Raw genomic sequence first — 19,401 nt, forward strand, 5'->3', positions numbered from 1 at the left:
TCACTCCTTGGTCAACACCGGGTTAACTCGTCGTCACCGACCGGCGCCCCGGGGCCGGCCGGCCCCGCCGAACGGCTGGAGAAACGGCTGCTCATGCCCACCCCCACGCTTCTCGTCCTGGACGCCGAACCCCTCCCCCGCCTCGGCCGCCTCACCGGTCACGCCCGTATCGAGCACACCGACGCGACGGGGCTCGCCGCGCACCTCCCGCGTGCGGATGTACTCCTGGTGTGGGACTTCACCTCGCGCGCCGTGCGGGACGCCTGGCCGGGAGAGGGCCCGCGGCCACGCTGGGTGCATACGGCCAGCGCCGGTGTGGACCATCTGATGTGTCCGGAACTCGCCGCTTCGGACACGGTGGTGACGAACGCACGCGGCATCTTCGACCAGCCGATCGCCGAGTACGTCGCCGCGCTCGTGCTGGCGATGGCCAAGGATCTGCCGCGGACGCTGGAACTCCAGCGGGAACGGACCTGGCGGCACCGCGAGTCGCACAAGATCGCCGGAACCAGGGCCGTCGTGGTCGGCTCCGGTCCGATCGGCCGGGCGATCGCGCACACGCTGGGGGCGCTGGGCATCACGACCGCGCTCGTGGGCCGCTCGGCGCGCTCCGGCGTGCACGGCCCGGAGGACCTGGACCGGCTGCTGGCCCGCGCCGACTGGGTGATCGCGGCGGCGCCGCTCACGGACGAGACGCAGGGGATGTTCGACGCCCGCCGCTTCGGCCTGATGCAGCCGTCGGCCCGGTTCGTCAACATCGGCCGCGGCCAGCTCGTCGTCGAGGACGCGCTCGCCGAGGCCCTGGCCAAGCGCTGGATCGCGGGCGCCGCCCTGGACGTCTTCGAGGCCGAACCCCTGCCCTCCGACAGCCCGTTGTGGCAGGCGCCGGACCTGATCGTGTCCCCGCACATGAGCGGCGACACCATCGGCTGGCGCGACGAACTCGGAGCGCAGTTCGTGGAGCTGTTCGAACAATGGGTGGCCGGGGAGCCGCTGAAGAACGTGGTCGACAAGCAGCGTGGGTACGTACCTGGTCACTGACGTTCCCTGGAGGGTGAATGACCGAGCTCACCGACCTGACCGCCGTACGGCTTCTCGACGGGTACCGCAAGGGCGAGTGGAGTCCTGTGGAGGTGACGCGGGCGGCGCTGGAGCGGGCCGAGGCGATCCAGCCGGAGGTGAACGCCTTCGTCCGGCTGACCGCCGAGGAGGCGCTGGAGCGGGCCCGGGGGTCGGAGGAGCGATGGCGGCGTGGTGAGCCACGCGGGCTGCTCGACGGGGTGCCGGTCACCGTCAAGGACATCCTGCTGCAGCGCGGCGCGCCGACCCTGCGCGGCTCGAAGGCCGTGGACCCGGCGGCCGGGCGCTGGGACGAGGACGCCCCTTCCGTGGCCCGGCTGCGGGAGCACGGGGCGGTCTTCCTCGGCAAGACGACGACTCCCGAGTACGGCTGGAAGGGCGTGACGGACTCGCCGCTCAGCGGTGTGACGCGCAACCCGTGGGATCCCTCGCGCACGGCCGGCGGATCGAGCGGCGGCAGTGCGGCGGCCGTGGCGCTGGGCGCGGGGCCGCTGTCGCTGGGCACGGACGGCGGCGGCAGCGTCCGCATCCCGGCGTCGTTCTGCGGGATCTTCGCGCTGAAGCCGACCTACGGGCGCGTGCCGCTCTACCCGGCGAGCGCGTTCGGCACGCTGGCGCACGTCGGGCCGATGACCCGGGACGCGGCCGACGCGGCACTGCTGATGGACGTGATCGGGCATCCGGACTCGCGCGACTGGTCGGCACTGTCCGCCCCGGCCGGTCCGTACACCGACGGTCTGACGGGCGGGGTGCACGGGCTGCGGGTGGCGTACTCACCGTCGCTGGGCGGGCAGGTGGCGGTACGGCCGGCGGTCGCGCGGGCGGTGCGGCGGGCGGTGGAACGGCTGGCGGAGCTCGGCGCGTACGTCACGGAGACCGACCCGGACCTGACCGACCCGGTGGAGGCCTTCCACACCCTGTGGTTCAGCGGGGCGGCCCGGGTGACCCAGCATCTGGGCCCGCACCAGCGGGAGTTGCTCGACCCGGGCCTGCGGGAGATCTGCGCGCGGGGTGCCCGCTACTCGGCGCTGGACTATCTGGCCGCGGTGGACGTCCGCATGGACCTGGGGCGCCGGATGGGCCGGTTCCACGACACCTACGACCTGCTCGTCACACCGACCCTGCCGCTCACGGCGTTCGAGGCGGGCGCCGAGGTGCCGAAGGGGTCCGGCCACCGGCGGTGGACGGGCTGGACCCCGTTCACCTACCCGTTCAACATGACGCAGCAGCCCGCGGCGAGCGTGCCGGTCGGCGCCGACGCGGACGGTCTGCCGATCGGACTCCAGCTCGTGGCCGCCCGGCACCGGGACGATCTGGTGCTGCGGGCGGCTCACGCGCTGTACGAGGCGGGGGCGGCCTCGGCCGGCCGGCCTACGCCCTCCGGAAGCTGAGCGACTCCCCCGCCGCTCCCGACCTCCACAGGTCGTTGCACGCCTCGGCCATGGTCTCCAGGCCGTCGACGACCTGGCCCCAGACGATGCCGGGGACCCAGCCGACATCGCCGTTCAGCAGCAGGTTGTTGCGCTCGTAGAACAGGGCCAGGTCGACGAGCGTGGTGCCGGCGCGGACCTCGCGGTCGTAGCCGTACGCCTTGGTCCCCAACTCCGCCCCGGCGAAGGTGAAATAGCACAGGTCACCGGGAATGGGGGTGATGGTCGGGTTTTCCAGGGGCGGCTCGGTTTGGGCGAAGGGTGGGAAAAGGGCGTAGATCTCGTTGCGTGCGTACTTCGCGTGGTAGACGTCCCCGGCCAGCGGAAGGGAATCCCAGACGGCCGCGCAGGTGATCGGCGCGCGGTCGTCCAGCAGCCTGGCCGTGCAGGTCACGTCGCGCTTGACCAGCGAGACTTCGATGTAGCGATCAGCCATACCCTCCATGGGAGTGCCCGCCGCCGCTCGGGTCAAGGGCGCATCGGGCAAGTGGGGGGCTTGAAAAGACCGGAATAACTCGGATGCGGTCGGGTAGCCGCGCGCCCATGGCTCCACCACAGAGAAGCCCACACAGAAGCACACTGCGAAGTCCCGGACTCATATCCCGGCCCGCGTCAGGGCCCGCACGCCGGTCGCTGCTCGCGGGGGTGGCGGCGCTCGGTGCGCTGGGCGCCGCCGGATGCAGCCGGGTCGCCACCGCGTCGGACGTCAAGGGGGGTGACCTGCTCGGCCGGCTCCGGGCGGCGGGCGTCGTCCGCCTCGGCATCGCCGGTGAGATCCCGTTCGGCTTCATCGACACCAACGGCGAACTGACCGGTGAGGCGCCGGAACTGGCCAAGGTGATCTTCAAGCGGCTCGGTGTCGACCGGGTGCAGCCCGTGCCGACCGAGTTCGGCTCGCTCATCCCGGGCCTGAACTCCCAGCAGTTCGACGTCGTGGCCGCCGGGATGTACGTGAACCCCGAGCGCTGCGAGCAGGTCATCTTCGCCGACCCCGACTACCAGATGCTCGACGCGTTCATCGTGCGCAAGGGCAACCCCAAGGGGCTGCGCAGCTACAAGGACGTCGTCGAGAAGAAGGCGAAGTTCGCCACCGGGACCGGCTACGCCGAGATCCAGTACGCCGTCGAGGCGGGGTACAAGGAGAGCGAGATCCTGATCGTCCCGGACCAGGTCGCGGGACTGAACGCGGTCGAGGCGGGGCGTGTGGACGTGTTCGCCGGTACGGCGCTCACCGTGCGCGAGGTGGTGAAGAAGTCCGCCAAGGCGGAGGCCACCGACCCGTTCAAGCCGATCGTCGGCGGCAAGCCGCACGTCGACGGAGGCGCCTTCGCGTTCCGGCCGACCGAGTCGAACCTGCGCGACGCCTTCAACGTGGAGCTGCGCAAGCTCAAGAAGAGCGGCGAACTGCTCCGCATCCTCAAGCCGTTCGGTTTCACCGAGGCCGAGATGACGGATCTGACCGCGAAGGAGCTCTGCGGCGGATGACCTCGGGACTCTGGGAACTCGTACTCAAGGGCGTCTGGGTCACGATCCAGCTGCTCGTCTGCAGCGCCCTGCTGGGCGCCGCGGTGTCCTTCGTCGTCGGCGTGGCGCGCACCCACCGGCTGTGGATCGTCCGCTTCCTCGCGGGCGTCTACACCGAGGTGTTCCGCGGCACGTCGGCGCTGGTGATGATCTTCTGGGTGTACTTCGTGCTGCCCGTCGCCTTCGGCTGGCAGCTGGTGCCGCTGTGGGCGGGCACCCTCGCACTCGGCCTGACCTACGGGGCGTACGGCTCCGAGATCGTGCGCGGCGCGCTGAACGCGGTGGATCCGGCGCAGAAGGAGGGCGGGATCGCGCTCAGCTTCACGCCCTGGCAGCGGCTGCGGCTGATCCTGCTGCCGCAGGCGGTGCCGGAGATGATCCCGCCGTTCTCCAACCTGCTGGTCGAACTGCTCAAGGGCACCGCCCTGGTGTCGATCATGGGCATGGGTGACCTGGCGTTCAGCGGCAACCTGGTGCGTCTGGCGCTCCAGGAGAGCGCGGAGATCTACACGATCGTGCTGCTGATCTACTTCGTGATCGCCTTCGTACTGACCCGCGGCATGCGCGGCCTGGAGCGCAAGCTCAAGACCGGCACCGGCAAGCCGGTCGGGAGCACGCCCGACCAGGAGCTGGACCGTCCGCAGACCACCGGTGTGGGAGGTGCTGTCGCATGAAGTGGGACTGGAGCGCAGTCAGCGGCTTCATGCCGCACCTCTGGGACGGTCTGCTGGTCACCGTGCAGATCCTGGCCCTCGGTTCGCTGATCTCGTTCGTGCTGGGCCTGGTGTGGGCGCTGCTGATGCGGGTGCCCTCGCGCTGGGTGACCTGGCCGGTCGGCGTGGTCACGGAGTTCGTCCGCAACACCCCGCTGCTGGTGCAGCTGTTCTTCCTCTTCTACGTGCTGCCCGAGTGGGGCCTGACCTTCTCGGCGCTGACCACCGGCGTCTTCGCGATCGGGCTGCACTACTCGACGTACACGATGCAGGTCTACCGGGCCGGTATCGAGGCCGTGCCGGTCGGCCAGTGGGAGGCGGCGACGGCGCTGAACCTGCCGCTGCACCGGACGTGGTCCGCGGTGATCCTGCCGCAGGCCGTGCGCCGGGTCGTCCCCGCGCTCGGAAACTACGTCATCTCCATGCTCAAGGACACGCCGATGGTCATGGCGATCACGGTGCTGGAGATGCTCGGCCAGGCGCGCCTGTACTCGCAGGAGCACTTCCAGTTCACCGAGCCGCTGACGGTGATCGGCGTGGCCTTCATCGTCATTTCCTACCTGGCCTCCCTTGCCCTGCGAGCCCTGGAGCGACGCCTTGCCCACTGACACTCTCCCCAATCCCGGGACCAACCCCGAGAAGAATCCCGCACAGAGCACCGGCGAGCTGATCCGTCTTGAGCAGGTCACCAAGCGGTTCGGGAGCAACACGGTCCTGGACCACCTGGACTTCTCGGTCGACGCCGGCAAGCACGTGACCCTGATCGGGCCGTCCGGATCGGGCAAGACGACGATCCTGCGGCTGCTGATGACCCTGCTCAAGCCCGACGAGGGCACGATCACGGTCGACGGGCAGCAGCTGTTCCCCGCCTCCGACAAGCAGGTCCGCGAGGTCCGCAAGAAGATCGGGATGGTCTTCCAGCAGTTCAACCTGTTCCCGAACATGACGGTGCTGCGGAACATCACCGAGGCACCGGTCACGGTCCTCGGCATGTCGAAGGACGAGGCGGTGGAGCGGGCCAAGGGCCTGCTGGACATGGTGGGCCTGGCCGACAAGTGCGACGCGCACCCGGCCCAGCTCTCCGGAGGCCAGCAGCAGCGGGTGGCGATCGCCCGGGCCCTGGCGATGCGCCCGCAGGTGCTGCTCCTGGACGAGGTGACGTCCGCGCTCGACCCCGAGCTGGTCGCGGGCGTGCTCGACGTTCTCAGGGACATCGCCCGCTCCACGGACATCACGATGCTCTGTGTGACCCACGAGATGAATTTCGCCCGGGACATCTCCGACCAGGTCCTGATGTTCGATTCGGGCCGGATCATCGAGGCGGGTCCGCCGGAGAAAATCTTCAGCGACCCGGAGCTTGACCGGACACGGGAGTTCCTCAGCGCAGTTCTCTGACTACGGCCGGTGAACAGGCGGAACGCCCGACCCCTCAACGGGGCCGCGACTGGGGCATGCTTCTGGCATATGCCAGAGTGCCATTGCCCCAGTCCGGGGCCCCGGGAATCTTGTCAACCCCCGCTCCTCGCAAGCCCATTGCCGGTTAACCTGGAAGAGGTTCACTGACCGGATTACGGCCCTACAGCAAGCGCAGGGGGAGACCACCGTGGCGCTGAAGCACGAGCCGACCACCCCGTACCACTCGGCCCAGGAAGCCCTGCGCGTCCTGGAGACGGTGGCGCGCGGTTCCAGCGGTGTCACCGACGCCGAGATAGCCCGCCACACCGGCATCGCACCGGAGCGACTGACCGCGCTCCTGCGCATGCTGCGCCGCGAGGGGTACGTCGAGCAGATCACCGACGGCGCGTACGTCACGGGCGAGACCCTGGCCCGCCTCGGGTCCGCCCACCACCGCGAGCAGGCCCTGCGCGACAAGCTTCAGCGCACCCTCGACCGGCTGCGCGACTCCGTCGGCGCCGCCGTCTACATGAGCCGGTACGTCGACGGCGAGATCAGCATCACCCAGTACGCCGACAGCCCAGCCACGCCCAAGGTCAACGAGTGGGTCGACTTCCGCTCCTCGGCCCACGCCACCGCCATCGGCAAGAGCCTGCTCACCCAGCTCGACCACGCCGGCCGCCGCGACCACCTCGCCCGGCACAAGATGGCCCGCCTCACCTCGCGCACCATCACCAGCGACCGGCTGCTGCTCTCCCGCCTGGAGGCCCAGCCGCCGACCGTGCCCGTCCTGGACCTCCAGGAGTACGCGGTCGGCACGGTCTGCGCGGCCGTCCCGATCACGGCCGGCTCCTCCGTCGGCTGCCTGGCCCTGTCCCTCCCGGTCGAGCACGCCCACCGCCTGCGCCAGGCCGCGGACGCCCTCAACCGCAACGCGGCACCGGTGCTGCTCTCCATGGCGATCTAGGGCCTGTCGTTTGGATCACGCCGCAGACGCGGGGTCCGGCACGCACATCTGCCGCGTTGTCGTCACTCGCCGATGCTCCGCATCGGCTCCCTCCTTCGCCTTGCAGCTGCACGCACCGGACCCCGCTCACCGGCATCGACCAGCACCGTCGGTTTCCTGCGGCCTGATCCAAACGACAGGCCCTAGCTCCGCCGATCACGTACGCCGTCGACCCAGCCGGGTGGTCCGGAGCACCCCCCGGCATTGGGTAGTATTTTCTCCGTCGCCCGCCGCGGAACACGATTCCGGCGGCAGGCGAGAGTCATGCGCCGCTAGCTCAGTTGGTTAGAGCAGCTGACTCTTAATCAGCGGGTCCGGGGTTCGAGTCCCTGGCGGCGCACGGATGAGGGGCCTCTCGTGGGAGCGAGGGGCCCCTCAGCGTTTCCGGGGTCGGCGTCGGTCAGCCTGCGGTACGTGCACTCCCCCGGCCTCCGCCACCACACCGGGTCCGGGCAGCCAAGGCCCTCCTTGCGCAGCTCCGCCCGGCGGATCTTGTTGGTGGCCGTCACCGGCATCCGCTCCACCACCCGCACGAACCGCGGCGCCATCTTCGTCCCGAGATCAGGCTGAGCGGCGAGGAACCCGGCGAAGGTCTCCGGGTCGAAGGAGCCGGCGATCGTCGCCATCACCTGGTCGCCGGTGACCGGGTCCGGCACCGCGTACACGCAGACCGCCTCCGCCCCCTCGTAACGGGCCAGGATGTTCTCGATCATCGCGGCCGCCAGGTTCTCCCCGTCGACGCGGAGGCGGTCGTCGGTGCGGCCGGCGAAGTAGAGGTAGCCGTCGGGGTCGCGGTAGAAGAGGTCGCCCGTCCAGTACCAGCCGTCCTTTCTGCGTTCCGCCTCCGCCCGCGGATTGCGCCAGTAGCCCTCGAAGGGGCTGGGGCCCTGGTTGACCAGTTCGCCGATCGCCTCGTCCCCGTTGAGCAGTCGCCCCGCCTCGTCGAAGACGGCCGCCGGACACTCCTGGCCGGTCTCCCGGTCGAGGACGACCAGCCCGGGTGCCGCGCGGCCCACCGCGCCCGTCGGGGTTCCCGGCGACCACTGCACGGCCGCCCCGCCCTCCGACGAGCCGTACCCCTCCACCAGCCGCACCCCGAACCGCCGCTCGAAGGCCGCCGCGTCCACCGCGCCGGCCTCCGTGCCGAAGCCCAGCCGGAGCGTGTGGTCGTGGTCGTCGGGGCGCGGCCCGGTGGCCAGGACGTACTGGATCGCCCGGCCCACGTACGTGAAGTACGTCGCCCCGTACCGGCGTACGTCCGGCAGGAACCCGGACGCCGAGAAGCGGCGGCGCAGCGCCACCGTCGCACCGGTCACCAGCGCGGGTGCCCAGTCGGCGATCACCGCGTTGCCGTGGAACATCGGCATGCAGACGTAGTGGACGTCGTCCGCGGACAGGGAGAACCGGTCCGCGAGGGAGCGGCCGGCGGACGCCAGGCGGCCCTGGGAGCAGAGTGCGGCCTTGGGGGCGCCCGTCGAGCCGGAGGTGAAGTAGAGCAGGAAGCGGTCGCGCGGAGTGGCGCGTGAGGGGTCCGGGCGGGCGTCCGCGTAGCGGGAGAGGAGTCCGGTGTACTCCGCCGTGTCCGTCACCAGCAGGCGTACGCCCCGCAGGTCCAGGCCCTCCAGCAGCGGCAGGTGGGCCCGCTCGGTGACCAGGACGCGGCACTCGGTGTGGAGGATGTCGCGGGCCAGTTCGGCGCCCCGCCGGGTGGGGTTGACCCCGGCGACGGCCGCCCCGGCCAGGGCCGCCGCGCCCAGCCACAGCGGGAACTCGGGGGTGTTGTCGAGCAGCACGGCGAGGTGGGGTTCGGCGGCCGGTGGGAGGAGGTCCGTGAGGACTGCGGCCCGGGATGCCGCGCCCGCCGCCACCTCGTGGTGCGTGAGGGTCCGGTCCTCCCAGCGCAGACCGGGGCGGTCGTCGCCCCACCGGGCGGTGATCAGTTCCGCGACCGTGCTCGCCCTGGAGTCCATGGGCGCGCACGGTAGTTGACGGCCCGTCAGATGTGGAGGGCTACGGACCCGGGAAGTCGCCCACGGCGGAGAACATCGTGTACGTCACCACCATGAAGCCGACGGCGAAGAGGATGAAGGTGCCGAGGAAGGCGAGCAGACATCCCGTGCCCGCGACGAGCTTCCCCTGCGCCGGGGGCCTTGCCGTGGCGTGCTCCGGGCGGTCCGCCGCGTAGTGCACGGTGACGATGTCGCCCTCGATGGTCGTCCCCGGCCCGCCATGCTCCTCGAAGCGGACGCCGCGGCCGTCGCGCGTGGTGAACTCGTACACGTGGTGCAGAGTGGTGCGCACCGAGCTGTCGCCGCCCCCACTCGTCGTGGTGTATGTCCGCAGACAGCGGGCCTCGGCGGTCAGGCCGCCGCTCCAGGCGCGGCTGACCCGCACCGAGCGGCGGATCACCACGACCACGGCACAGGAAGCAACCGCGATCATGAGCGCGGGCACGATGTAGAACAAGATTTCCATGAGCTCCCCCGAGGCCCTGAGCGGCCTTCGAGCGGCCGGCGTGGCAGGAACTTACCCACACCGGCCGCACCGGTGACTCAAGAGAAGCTCAGAGGTTCCGAAGGGCTCAGAACGTCACGTCCGAGCAGGCGTAGAACGCGTTGGCCGTGTCGGCGATCGTCCAGACGGCCACGATGACGTGACGCCCGCTCAGCCCGGACGGCAGCCTGCCGCTGTGGGAGAGCGTGGACGGCGGGCGCTGCCCGTTGTACGGCACGGTGAAGAACGGAGTGAGGTTGAGGTCGGACCGGGCCAGGTTGTGGTTCTGGTTCCAGCCGGGCTTGGTGACGTAGTACTTGAAGTCGGTCGTGGCGTGCATCGCGGTGAACTGCCACCGGAACGTGTAGTTCTGGCCGCCCGTCACCTTCGTGGCGGGCCAGGCTCCGCCGGACGGTGTGCGCGGCGCGCTGAGCTGGCCGAAGTGGCCGAGCCCCGCGTTGCATATCTGCCCGTCGGCCGGGCCGGAGGCCGGGAAGCCCTTCGGGCCCTCGACGCTCTGCGGCTCCCACTGGATCGAGCCGCAGTTGGTCACGGTGCCGTTCTGGCAGAGCTTCTGCCGGCTGATGGGGAGGTCGGTGTAGCCGTGGCCGCTGGCGCCGCCGGAGGAGAGCACGAGGGCTCCGGTCGTGGCCAGTCCCACCGCGGCTGCGGACAACTTGGTCCTTGTACGCATGCTGCCGCTCCTGGAGAACGTGGGGGAAGTTCGGTGAGCTGTGCATGTAGGTCTAGACCAAGTTCGAGATTATGGGCGGTTGTTGAACATGTCCATACCAATCACGGAGCTGTTTCGCCCCGGCCGGCGCAGAACGCCACCGTCAGGTCCTTCACCAGCGCCTTGCGCTCGTAGTCGTCGAGTTCGACCAGACCCCGCACGGTCAGCCGGGTCACCGTGTCCTCCACCGAGTCCACGACCGAGGTGAGCACACTCGCCCGGTGCTGGGCGTCCAGCGCGGCCATCCGGCGGCGGTGCATCGCGGCGGCGACCTCGGGGGCGTACTCCACACGGACCGGCTGCACGGAGAACACCTCCAGGCCGACCGGGGCCGCGTCCGTCGCCACCAGCCGGGTCAGCGTCTCGCCCGCCGCGTCCCCGGCCCCCCTCGGCCCGCCCGGCGTCTCCACCGGCACCCGGGCCAGCGCCGCCTCGACGCACTCGCGCAGATACGCCTCGTGATCCTCGACGCCCAGCATGGCCCGGGCGGTGTCCCGCACCCGCCACACCACCAGGACGACCACCCGCAGCGCGACTCCGCTCCCGTCGGACGCGGGCACGGGCTCGCTGCGCCAGTGCCGCAGCCGCACGTCCACCCGGCGGCGCAGCAGCAGCGGGTTGACCCACAGCAGGCCGGAACGCCGGACCGTCCCCCGGTAGCGACCGAACAGATCCAGCACCCAGGCCCGCCCGGTCCGGCCCCGGGCCAGCCCGCCCAGCCCGAACAGCCCGAGCGCCCCCGCCCCCGCGTACGCCGCCCACTGCACGGGACCGAACCCGGCTCCGGCGATCGCGGGCAGCCGCAGCGCCTCCACCGCCAGCGGCGGCAGCACCCCGGCCCACCAGGAGGTGGCCACACAGCCCGCCGCCCCGCACGCCCCGGCCAGTACACCGGCCGCGCCGGGCAGCACCCGCGCGGGCCGCTCCACCAGGTCGGGATCCACCTGCGGCACCGGGCGTTTCGGGGCGACGGCCGGGCGCCTCACGCGCGGCTGCTCCTCCGTGCCCTGCCCGCGGCCGAGGACCGCCAGTTTCAGCGGCACCGTCGCCGGGGCGGGGTCGTCGCGGAACAGCAGGTGGACGGGGATCTCGGTGGTGGCCTCGTTCTGGATCAGCCGGGCGGGCCGGGCCGGTCCGTCGGCCGGCCCGTCGGGCTCGGACGGGTGGGAAGTGGTCGTACTCATGCGTGCCTCCAGCCTCCGCGCCAGATGCGTCACAACAGTGGTCGGTGAGGGACCGCCCGGAAGCGCCGGGGGCCGACGGCCTTACGAGAAGAGGCGCCGCCAGGTCTCCGGCCCCGGATAGCCGTCCGCCGCGCCGCCCCGCCAGCCCTGGGCGCGCTGGAAGGCCTCGACGGCGCGCCGGTCCGCCTCGGTCCAATGCGGCCCCGGCCCGACCTTGTAGAACCTGCCGAACCCCTTCCGCACGAGCTGCCTGCCCAGCTGGGTCACATAGGCGTTGTTCGCGCCGGGGCGGAACAGCGCCCGCCCCGGGTAGCCGGGGACGCCGTGCGAAGCGGGAGGCGGGCCGAGGACCCCGTCCTCCACGTCCTTGCCCTTGCCGTTGACCAGCAGCTCCCAGGTGTGCGGGCCGGGCAGGCCGTCGGCCTCCGCGCCCGTCCACCCCTGGGCCTGCTGGAACGCCCGGGTCGCCCGGCGGTCGGCGTCGGTCCAGCGCGGGCCCGGGCCCGAGGCGTACGAGCCGCCGGCTCCGCGCGCGACGAGCATCCGGCCGAGCAGCGTGACGTACCTGTTGTTCGCGCCGAGGCCGAAATACGCCGCTCCCGGATACGGCGTGACGGCCGGGGCGCCCGGCTGGCCGCCGTCCTTCCCGGGGACCGGCTCCTGTGGGGTGACGCCCTTGTAGCGGTAGGGCACATACCGGTCGGAGTCGTTCCAGTAGGCGTACGGGGTGGACTGGCGGCGGGTGTGCGGACGGGTCAGCTCGTAGGCCGTGTAGTGGCTGTGCGCGGCGTCCGTCCAGCCGCCGAAAATGGTGACGTGCGAGCCGTTCGCGGGGTCCGATGCATTGTGGAACAGCAGAATGTCGCCCGGCTGGAGTTCTTCTTTGGAAATGCGCTCCCCGTACTGGGCGAGGCTGCCCGTCCATTCGTTTCCGGGAAGCCGCCAGGCCATCGAGACATAGCCGGAGCAGTCCTGCCGGTAACCGTCGGACCAGAAAGCGCTCATGTTGTACGGCACCTTCGCGGCGACCCAGGTCCTGGCCCGGTTGATGATCTCCGTGCGGGTGATGGCGGTGGGCTTGGGGGCGACGGACTGATGCGCGGGGCCGCCGGGGCCGTACAACGGGGCCGAGCCGCCCTGGGGATTATCAAGCTCTTCACCTGCGGAAACGCCCGGTCGGTGGGGGGCGTGCTGGGCGGCCGCGGCCGGTACGGTGTGACCCGCCCCGAGTGCGGTGGAGGCCACTGCGGCCAGGGCGAGGCCCCGGTGCGCGGCCGGATGGGCGCCGGCCCGGCCGGACCAGGAATGCGGCAGGGCACGACGCCAGTGGACGCAGCCGGGGCAGTCGCAGTCGCTCGCGGGGTCGATTTCCTCGAATACCGGAGACTCCATGCGATTCCCCTCACACTTCCGGCGGTAAATGCGGCGCCCGAGCACCAGAGGGCGTGCGTCGCCAGTCTCGCAACTGTCCTCTGCACGCGCATGCTGACGGTCCGAATGATGTACGCGGGCGCCTCACGGGCCCTCTCCCGGACGCGGGCCGGGCGGTCCGGAGCACCTGCGCACGTCCTGTAGAGTGACGACGTCAGCAGGCGCCGCTAGCTCAGTTGGTTAGAGCAGCTGACTCTTAATCAGCGGGTCCGGGGTTCGAGTCCCTGGCGGCGCACCGACCGGAAGGCCCCTCGCGGAAGCGGGGGGCCTTTTGTATGCCTGTGCGCAGCCTGCCGCGGTCTGGCCGGATACCCTCTCGCCATGGCAGCGCGTGACCTACAGGAGCGGATCAAGAAGCTCATCATCGACCGCCGGCTGGCCTCCGGGGCCCCGCTGCCGACCGAGCCCGAGCTGATGGAGTACCTCGGCGCGAGCCGGAACTCGGTGCGGGAGGCGCTGAAGGCACTCCAGGCGATGGGCATCGTGGAGATCCGGCACGGCTTCGGCACCTACGTCGGCCCGATGTCCCTGGCCCCGATGATCGAGGGCCTCGCCTTCCGCACGGTCGCCGGGCACTACCGGGGCGAGGACTCCCTGCTGCAACTGCTGGAGCTGAGGGAGGCGGTGGAGACGGGCCTGGTCTCCCGGCTCGCCGGACGGATACCGGAAGCCGACCTCGTTGAACTGAACGCGCTCGTCGACCGTATGGAAGAGGAGGCCGCACAGGGAGCCGGCCTCGCCGAGACCGACCGGGCCTTCCACGCCACCCTCTACCGGGGGCTGGACAACGTACTGCTGTGCGAGGTCCTGGAGGCGTTCTGGGACGCCTTCCACCGGGTCCGCACGGACCTCGGGGGCGAGCCGCAGGACCCGAAGGTGACCTGCCGGCAGCACCGGGAGATCCTCGACGCGGTGCGGTCCGGCGACGCGATGCGGGCGGAGGAGGCCATAAGAGAACACTTCGGCAACATCCGCGCCCGTCTGTCCACAACGGCTCCACAGGGCCCCCACACACGTCACAATGAACGCGTTTGACCGGTAACCACCGTGTTTCGCATCTTGCGATCATGAGGAGCGCCGTAGACCCTGGCTATCTGGTTTTACAAGATGCTGCGGGTTCGCGGCAGTTGGGGGGCTTTAGGGCCGGTTGCAGGCTGCGCGGGGGTAGGGGCCCGTGTTCATGAACCGATGCCGTGGGGGGCATCATGCAACCGGAAGGTCGCGTTGCCGTGTCTATAGGGTGTGGATGACGTGGTGACTGCGATCCACCACTGATACGTCTGTGAAGGTCGAGGGGGACCTGGAGCAGACGGTAGGAAGCTACGAAACACGCGGCTGTCCGCGTGTGGGGGGATGACTCATGACGTCGAGGCCGACGGGTGCCCGGCAGGACCACGACCCGTCCCAGACCACCCAGCTCAGGGTGCCCGGACACCGGATGAGCACGACGGGGACGTTCCGGCGGATCAAGAAGACCTTGCCGAGGTACGACTACGAGCACTACAGCCGGCTCGCGGGTCCCCTCACCCAGCCGGATCCGGGCAAGCCGTACAAGGTGCAGTACCGCTCGCTCATCTCGCAGGAACCGCACCGCATCCGCGTCGCCCTGATGCTGGCCGCGGCACCGGTGCTGTCCCTGGTGCTGCTGTTCTGGCTGCTCCAGCCCGAGCACTGGACCGAGCGCGACTACCCGGCCTTCGACTGGCTGCCCGCGCTCGACATGGTGATGCTCGTCTCGATCGGCCTGATCGAGTTCTTCCGCTGCATGAACGTGCTGTCGAACGCGCACGCCACGCTGGTGGCCCGCGACCCGATCCCGGTGGTGCCCGAGACCGGAACGAGAGTGGCCTTCCTCACCTCCTTCGTGCCCGGCAAGGAGCCGCTGGAGATGGTGACGAAGACCCTGGAGGCGGCCGTCAAGATCCGCCACCGGGGCCTGATGCACGTCTGGCTGCTCGACGAGGGCGACGACCCCGACGTGAAGGCGGTCTGCGAGCGCCTCGGTGTGCACCACTTCTCCCGCAAGGGCGTCGCGAAGTGGAACCAGGCCAAGGGCCCGCACCGCGCCAAGACCAAGCACGGCAACTACAACGCCTGGCTGGAAGCGCACGGCGACGACTACGACTTCTTCGCCTCGGTCGACACCGACCACATTCCGCTGCCCAACTACCTGGAGCGGATGCTCGGCTTCTTCCGCGACCCGGACGTCGGCTTCGTCATCGGCCCGCAGGTCTACGGCAACTACGACAACCCCATCACCAAGGCCGCCGAGTCGCAGCAGTTCCTCTTCCACGCGCTGATCCAGCGCGCCGGCAACCGCTACGGCTCCCCGATGTTCGTCGGCACGTCCAACGCCGTGCGCATCAAGGCGCTGAAGCAGATCGGCGGTCTGTACGACTCGATCACCGAGGACATGGCGACCGGCTTCGAGATGCACCGCCACAAGAACCCGGCGACGGGCAAGAAGTGGCGCTCGGTGTACACGCCGGACGTGCTCGCGGTCGGTGAGGGCCCCAGCGCCTGGACGGACTTCTTCACCCAGCAGATGCGCTGGTCGCGGGGGACGTACGAGACGATCATCGGGCAGTACTGGAAGGGCTGGTACTCGCTGCCGCCGAGCAAGCTCTTCAACTACACGATGATGATCATCTTCTACCCGATGTCGGCCCTCAACTGGATCCTGGCGGCGCTGAGCTGCTGCCTGTTCCTGGGCCTGGGCGCCTCGGGTGTGAACATCGACCCGGCGGTCTGGCTGATGCTCTACGGCAACGCCTCCGCCCTGCAGATCGGTCTGTACGTCTGGAACCGCCGGCACAACGTCTCGCCGCACGAGCCGGAGGGCTCCGGCGGTGTGGCCGGCATGGTGATGTCCGCGCTGTCGGCCCCGCTGTACGCGAAGGCGCTGATCGACTCCGTGCTGCGGCGCAAGAGCAAGTTCGTGGTCACGCCCAAGGGCGACTCGGCGAGCCCGGACCGCTGGTTCGGCACGTTCCGCTACCACTGGTACTTCGTCGCGATCTTCGGTGGGTCGATCGCGGCCGGTTTCGTCTTCGGCCACTCCCACCCCGCGATGATCATCTGGGCGACGTTCGCGCTGCTGATCACCGCCTCGCCGGTGTTCGCCTGGCGCTGGCAGCTGCGGCAGGACGCGAAGAAGCCCCCCGCCCATGCCGCGGGAGAGCCGCAGGACCCTGCCGGGCCGAACCGGACACAGCCGCTGCCCATCCCGCAGCAGCCGTCGGGGCACGTCCCGCAGCAGAAGCCCACATGGGCCGCCACCCCGGGCGCACACGGGGAGGTCGGGGGATCCGACCAGACCATGCAGATCGCCCTTGGTGGACTTGGGGGACGTAAGGAATGAACGACCGTGCAGGCCGCCGCCGGGCCCGTCGACTCGCGATCGGCACGGCGGTGGTACTCGCGCTGGCCGGGATGAACGGGCCGTGGCTCTACCGCTTCAGCACCGAGAAATACCACCAGTACACCATCAACAAACCGGAGTACAAGGCCGCCAACGGCAAGTGGGAGATAGTCGATTTCCCCGAGGAGTACCGGCAGAACACCATTCACGCGGCGCTGCTGCGCACCGGCAAGGTGCTGCTCGTCGCGGGGTCGGGCAACGACCAGGACAACTTCGACGCGAAGAGGTTCGACACCCGGATCTGGGACCCGCTCAAGGGCACGATCAAGAAGGTCCCCACACCGGCCGACCTGTTCTGCACCGGCCACACCCAGCTCGCCAACGGCAACCTGCTGATCGCGGGCGGCACCAAGCGCTACGAGAAGCTCAAGGGTGACGTCACCAAGGCCGGTGGCCTGATGATCGTCCACAACGAGAACCCGGACAAGCCGATCACGCTGCCCGCCGGCACGAAGTTCACGGGCAAGCAGAACGGCAAGATCTTCGTCTCGAAGGACCCGGTCCTCGTGCCGCGCGCAAAGAAGGTCTTCGACAAGGCGACCGGCAAGTTCCTGCGCAACGACCCCGGCCTCGGCCGGATCTACGTCGAGGCGCAGAAGCGGGGCAAGAAGTACGAGACGGGCACGCAGGACAACTACCGCGTGCACGGCCTGAACGGCGCCGACGCCAAGAACACCTACGGCATCGCGCAGAAGCTCGCCCTCGACAAGAAGGACTTCCAGGGCATCCGGGACGCCTTCGAGTTCGACCCCGTGGCCGAGAAGTACATCAAGGTCGACCCGATGAAGGAGGCCCGCTGGTACCCGACGCTCACCACCCTGAGCGACGGGAAGATCCTCAGCGTCTCCGGCCTCGACGACATCGGCCAGCTGGTCCCGGGCAAGAACGAGGTGTTCGACCCGAAGACCAAGAAGTGGACCTACACCGACAAGGTCCGGCAGTTCCCGACCTACCCGGCGCTGTTCCTCATGCAGAACGGCAAGGTCTTCTACTCCGGGTCCAACGCGGGCTACGGGCCGGACGACGTGGGCCGTGAGCCGGGCGTGTGGGACGTCGACACCAACAAGTTCGCGAAGATACCCGGCCTGAGCGACCCCACCCTGATGGAGACGTCGGGCACGGTGCTGCTGCCGCCGGCACAGGACGAGAAGTACATGGTGGTCGGCGGCGGCGGCGTCGGCGAGTCCGAGGAGTCCAGCGAGAAGACCCGGATCGTCGACCTGAAGAAGGCGGACCCGCGCTTCGAGGACGGCCCGTCCCTGGACAAGGGCACGCGCTACCCGAACGCCTCGGTCCTGCCCGACGACAGCGTGCTGATATCCGGCGGTTCGGAGGACTACCGCGGCCGCGGTGACTCCAACATCTTCGAGGCGCGGCTCTACGACACGGAGAAGAACGAGCTCAAGCGCGTCGCCGACCCGCTCGTGGGCCGCAACTACCACTCCGGGTCGATCCTGCTGCCCGACGGCCGCGTGATGTTCTTCGGCTCCGACTCGCTCTACGCGGACGCGGCCAACACCAAGCCGGGCGAGTTCGAGCAGCGCATCGAGATCTACACGCCGCCGTACCTCTACGGCGACGGGGACCGGCCCTCGCTGTCGGGCGGGCCGCAGACCATCGAGCGCGGCGGGACGGGGACGTTCACCTCGTCGGACGCGGCGAAGATCAAGAAGGTCCGGCTGATCCGGCCGAGCGCCGCCACGCACGTCACCGACGTCGACCAGCGGTCGATCGCCCTGGACTTCGAAGCGTCCGGCAGCAAGCTGACGGTGACCGTGCCGGAGAACCGGAACCTGGTCCAGGCGGGCTGGTACATGATGTTCGTGACGGACGCCGACGGGACCCCGAGCAAGGCGCAGTGGGTCAAGGTGCCCTGACAGGCAACCGGAAAAGGGGCGCTCTCCGCGAGGAGAGCGCCCCTTTCGTCTGGTCCGGCAGGGACCGGTCGTCAGCCGGTGGCCTTCGCCAGCTTCAGGGCGTAGTCCGCCCACCACTGGCCCGCCTTGGGTCCGCCCTTGCACTCGCCGTCCGACTCGCCCGGCCGCTTCACCCACAGGTACGCGTCGACCAGCGGGTCGGCCGTCTTCGTCGTCGGGGTCTCCCCCAGGGAGCGGCCCGGCGGGTTGCACCAGCGCTCGTCGGGGTTGCCGTCGCTGTAGGGGCCCTTGCCGTTGCGGCTGGTGTCGATGACGAAGTGCTTGCCGCCGACCTTGGCGGAGAGCTTCTTGCCGTAGGCGATGGAGTCTTCGGTGGAGTAGAAGTTGGAGACGTTGACCGAGAAGCCGTCGGCCTGTGCGATGCCCGCGCGGTTCAGCGGTTCGAAGATCTGGTCGGGGTTCTGCCAGCCGGCGTTGCCCGCGTCGAGGTAGACCTTCGTGTTCTTCAGGGACTTCAGCTTGGTCACGGCGCCCTTGAGGAGGTCGTAGCGCTCCTCGTGGAACTGCTGGGGCGTGCAGCCGTCGACGAGGTGGAGCAGCGCGTCCGGTTCCAGGACGATCGTGGCGGGCCGGTCTCCGATGCCCGCGGCCACGCCGTCGACCCAGTCGCGGTAGGCGTTGCCGTCGGCGGCACCGCCCTGCGAGTACTGGCCGCAGTCGCGGTGCGGAATGTTGTAGAGGACCAGCAGGGCCGTGCGGCCGGCCTTGTCGGCGGCTTCGGTGAGGCCGCGGGTCTGCTGCTGCGGGTCGTCCGGGCCGACCCATTCGGCGGTCGGCTGCTCCGCGATCTTGCGGATCTCCTCGGCTTCCTGCTTCTTGCCCGACTTCTCCAGCTCGGCGACCTGCTGAGCCGCGGTCCCGTCCGGATTGACCCAGAACGGGGCTTTCTCCTTGGGCTGTTGGGTGATCCCGGCGCCCGCGTCGGCGGGCTCCTCCGGTCCGTCTCCTCCGTCGGAGGAGGAACACCCCGTGATCAGCAGTGCCGCCCCCAGCACCACTGCGGACATCCGCCTCCCGGCGAACACCCCGGCCCCCCTGCTGCCGTACATCCAAC

Annotated in this window: 17 protein-coding genes and 2 tRNA genes; 12 read left to right on the forward strand and 7 right to left on the reverse strand. The window is 70.0% G+C overall.

Annotated features, from left to right (window positions below; all coding sequences use genetic code 11):
* Window positions 1-93 precede the first annotated feature (93 nt).
* Entirely contained in the window at window positions 94-1,041 is a 948-nt protein-coding gene (locus RFN52_RS14780) for a D-2-hydroxyacid dehydrogenase (protein ID WP_184846746.1), read from the forward strand.
* Window positions 1,042-1,058: 17 nt separating this feature from the next.
* On the forward strand, window positions 1,059-2,471 hold the full coding sequence (locus RFN52_RS14785; protein WP_184846748.1) for an amidase: 1,413 nt from the start codon (window positions 1,059-1,061) through the stop codon (window positions 2,469-2,471).
* Here the strand turns inward: RFN52_RS14785 and RFN52_RS14790 are convergent.
* Window positions 2,452-2,946, reverse strand: coding sequence for a DUF3830 family protein (locus RFN52_RS14790; RefSeq protein ID WP_184846750.1), 495 nt, complete (start codon window positions 2,944-2,946; stop codon window positions 2,452-2,454). The genes RFN52_RS14785 and RFN52_RS14790 overlap by 20 nt on opposite strands.
* A 107-nt stretch (window positions 2,947-3,053) precedes the next feature.
* Here RFN52_RS14790 and ehuB point away from each other — a divergent pair, with 107 nt between their 5' ends.
* The 6 genes from ehuB (at window position 3,054) to RFN52_RS14820 (ending at window position 7,488) form a co-directional block, all read left to right on the forward strand.
* Window positions 3,054-3,995, forward strand: a complete 942-nt coding sequence (ehuB, locus tag RFN52_RS14795; protein ID WP_373308479.1) for an ectoine/hydroxyectoine ABC transporter substrate-binding protein EhuB — start codon at window positions 3,054-3,056, stop codon at window positions 3,993-3,995.
* On the forward strand, window positions 3,992-4,708 hold the full coding sequence (ehuC, locus tag RFN52_RS14800; protein WP_107455166.1) for an ectoine/hydroxyectoine ABC transporter permease subunit EhuC: 717 nt from the start codon (window positions 3,992-3,994) through the stop codon (window positions 4,706-4,708). The genes ehuB and ehuC overlap by 4 nt, the downstream gene beginning before the upstream one ends.
* A complete protein-coding gene (gene ehuD / locus RFN52_RS14805; RefSeq protein WP_184846752.1) occupies window positions 4,705-5,355 on the forward strand; it encodes an ectoine/hydroxyectoine ABC transporter permease subunit EhuD in 651 nt (216 codons plus the stop codon). The genes ehuC and ehuD overlap by 4 nt, the downstream gene beginning before the upstream one ends.
* Window positions 5,345-6,142 carry an ectoine/hydroxyectoine ABC transporter ATP-binding protein EhuA gene (ehuA, locus tag RFN52_RS14810; protein WP_184846754.1) on the forward strand — a complete coding sequence of 266 codons (798 nt, stop codon included), beginning with the start codon at window positions 5,345-5,347 and terminating at the stop codon, window positions 6,140-6,142. Before ehuD ends, ehuA begins: the two co-directional genes overlap by 11 nt.
* A gap of 208 nt (window positions 6,143-6,350) precedes the next feature.
* Window positions 6,351-7,109, forward strand: coding sequence for an IclR family transcriptional regulator (locus RFN52_RS14815; protein ID WP_184846756.1), 759 nt, complete (start codon window positions 6,351-6,353; stop codon window positions 7,107-7,109).
* A 305-nt stretch (window positions 7,110-7,414) separates the two neighbouring features.
* Window positions 7,415-7,488: transfer RNA gene (locus RFN52_RS14820), tRNA-Lys, on the forward strand.
* Here RFN52_RS14820 and RFN52_RS14825 read toward each other — a convergent pair.
* The 5 genes from RFN52_RS14825 to RFN52_RS14845 form a co-directional block, all read right to left on the reverse strand.
* Window positions 7,454-9,118: a long-chain-fatty-acid--CoA ligase gene (locus RFN52_RS14825; protein ID WP_184846758.1), complete on the reverse strand. Its 1,665-nt coding sequence runs from the start codon at window positions 9,116-9,118 to the stop codon at window positions 7,454-7,456. The genes RFN52_RS14820 and RFN52_RS14825 overlap by 35 nt on opposite strands.
* A 40-nt stretch (window positions 9,119-9,158) precedes the next feature.
* Window positions 9,159-9,623 carry a DUF3592 domain-containing protein gene (locus RFN52_RS14830; RefSeq protein ID WP_184846760.1) on the reverse strand — a complete coding sequence of 155 codons (465 nt, stop codon included), beginning with the start codon at window positions 9,621-9,623 and terminating at the stop codon, window positions 9,159-9,161.
* Window positions 9,624-9,729: 106 nt separating this feature from the next.
* The gene (locus RFN52_RS14835) at window positions 9,730-10,335 is read right to left on the reverse strand and encodes a lytic polysaccharide monooxygenase auxiliary activity family 9 protein (protein ID WP_184846762.1); all 606 of its coding nucleotides are present in this window, start codon (window positions 10,333-10,335) and stop codon (window positions 9,730-9,732) included.
* 101 nt (window positions 10,336-10,436) lie between these two features.
* Window positions 10,437-11,558, reverse strand: a complete 1,122-nt coding sequence (locus tag RFN52_RS14840; protein WP_184846764.1) for an SPFH domain-containing protein — start codon at window positions 11,556-11,558, stop codon at window positions 10,437-10,439.
* Window positions 11,559-11,639: 81 nt separating this feature from the next.
* On the reverse strand, window positions 11,640-12,950 hold the full coding sequence (locus RFN52_RS14845; RefSeq protein ID WP_184846766.1) for a peptidoglycan-binding protein: 1,311 nt from the start codon (window positions 12,948-12,950) through the stop codon (window positions 11,640-11,642).
* A gap of 200 nt (window positions 12,951-13,150) precedes the next feature.
* Here RFN52_RS14845 and RFN52_RS14850 point away from each other — a divergent pair.
* From RFN52_RS14850 to glxA, 4 genes are all read left to right on the forward strand, one after another.
* Window positions 13,151-13,224, forward strand: a tRNA-Lys gene (locus RFN52_RS14850).
* An 86-nt stretch (window positions 13,225-13,310) separates the two neighbouring features.
* Window positions 13,311-14,024 carry a FadR/GntR family transcriptional regulator gene (locus RFN52_RS14855; RefSeq protein ID WP_184846769.1) on the forward strand — a complete coding sequence of 238 codons (714 nt, stop codon included), beginning with the start codon at window positions 13,311-13,313 and terminating at the stop codon, window positions 14,022-14,024.
* 325 nt (window positions 14,025-14,349) lie between these two features.
* Window positions 14,350-16,350: a glycosyltransferase family 2 protein gene (locus tag RFN52_RS14860; protein ID WP_184846772.1), complete on the forward strand. Its 2,001-nt coding sequence runs from the start codon at window positions 14,350-14,352 to the stop codon at window positions 16,348-16,350.
* A complete protein-coding gene (glxA, locus tag RFN52_RS14865) occupies window positions 16,347-18,287 on the forward strand; it encodes a radical copper oxidase GlxA (RefSeq protein ID WP_184846774.1) in 1,941 nt (646 codons plus the stop codon). Before RFN52_RS14860 ends, glxA begins: the two co-directional genes overlap by 4 nt.
* A gap of 71 nt (window positions 18,288-18,358) precedes the next feature.
* Here glxA and RFN52_RS14870 read toward each other — a convergent pair whose 3' ends face one another.
* A complete protein-coding gene (locus RFN52_RS14870; RefSeq protein ID WP_184846776.1) occupies window positions 18,359-19,396 on the reverse strand; it encodes a glycoside hydrolase family 6 protein in 1,038 nt (345 codons plus the stop codon).
* Window positions 19,397-19,401: the final 5 nt, after the last annotated feature.

It is taken from the genome of Streptomyces collinus (genome assembly GCF_031348265.1).
Classification (GTDB): Bacteria; Actinomycetota; Actinomycetes; order Streptomycetales; family Streptomycetaceae; genus Streptomyces; species Streptomyces collinus.

Bases quoted from the DNA above. Each gene is read 5' to 3' on its own strand.
- RFN52_RS14780 (WP_184846746.1), top strand. From the start codon at position 94: ATGCCCACCCCCACGCTTCTCGTCCTGGACGCCGAACCCCTCCCCCGC.
- RFN52_RS14785 (WP_184846748.1), top strand. From the start codon at position 1,059: ATGACCGAGCTCACCGACCTGACCGCCGTACGGCTTCTCGACGGGTAC.
- RFN52_RS14790 (WP_184846750.1), bottom strand. From the start codon at position 2,946: ATGGCTGATCGCTACATCGAAGTCTCGCTGGTCAAGCGCGACGTGACC.
- ehuB (WP_373308479.1), top strand. From the start codon at position 3,054: ATGGCTCCACCACAGAGAAGCCCACACAGAAGCACACTGCGAAGTCCC.
- ehuC (WP_107455166.1), top strand. From the start codon at position 3,992: ATGACCTCGGGACTCTGGGAACTCGTACTCAAGGGCGTCTGGGTCACG.
- ehuD (WP_184846752.1), top strand. From the start codon at position 4,705: ATGAAGTGGGACTGGAGCGCAGTCAGCGGCTTCATGCCGCACCTCTGG.
- RFN52_RS14825 (WP_184846758.1), bottom strand. From the start codon at position 9,118: ATGGACTCCAGGGCGAGCACGGTCGCGGAACTGATCACCGCCCGGTGG.
- RFN52_RS14830 (WP_184846760.1), bottom strand. From the start codon at position 9,623: ATGGAAATCTTGTTCTACATCGTGCCCGCGCTCATGATCGCGGTTGCT.
- RFN52_RS14835 (WP_184846762.1), bottom strand. From the start codon at position 10,335: ATGCGTACAAGGACCAAGTTGTCCGCAGCCGCGGTGGGACTGGCCACG.
- RFN52_RS14840 (WP_184846764.1), bottom strand. From the start codon at position 11,558: ATGAGTACGACCACTTCCCACCCGTCCGAGCCCGACGGGCCGGCCGAC.
- RFN52_RS14845 (WP_184846766.1), bottom strand. From the start codon at position 12,950: ATGGAGTCTCCGGTATTCGAGGAAATCGACCCCGCGAGCGACTGCGAC.
- RFN52_RS14855 (WP_184846769.1), top strand. From the start codon at position 13,311: ATGGCAGCGCGTGACCTACAGGAGCGGATCAAGAAGCTCATCATCGAC.
- RFN52_RS14860 (WP_184846772.1), top strand. From the start codon at position 14,350: ATGACGTCGAGGCCGACGGGTGCCCGGCAGGACCACGACCCGTCCCAG.
- glxA (WP_184846774.1), top strand. From the start codon at position 16,347: ATGAACGACCGTGCAGGCCGCCGCCGGGCCCGTCGACTCGCGATCGGC.
- RFN52_RS14870 (WP_184846776.1), bottom strand. From the start codon at position 19,396: ATGTACGGCAGCAGGGGGGCCGGGGTGTTCGCCGGGAGGCGGATGTCC.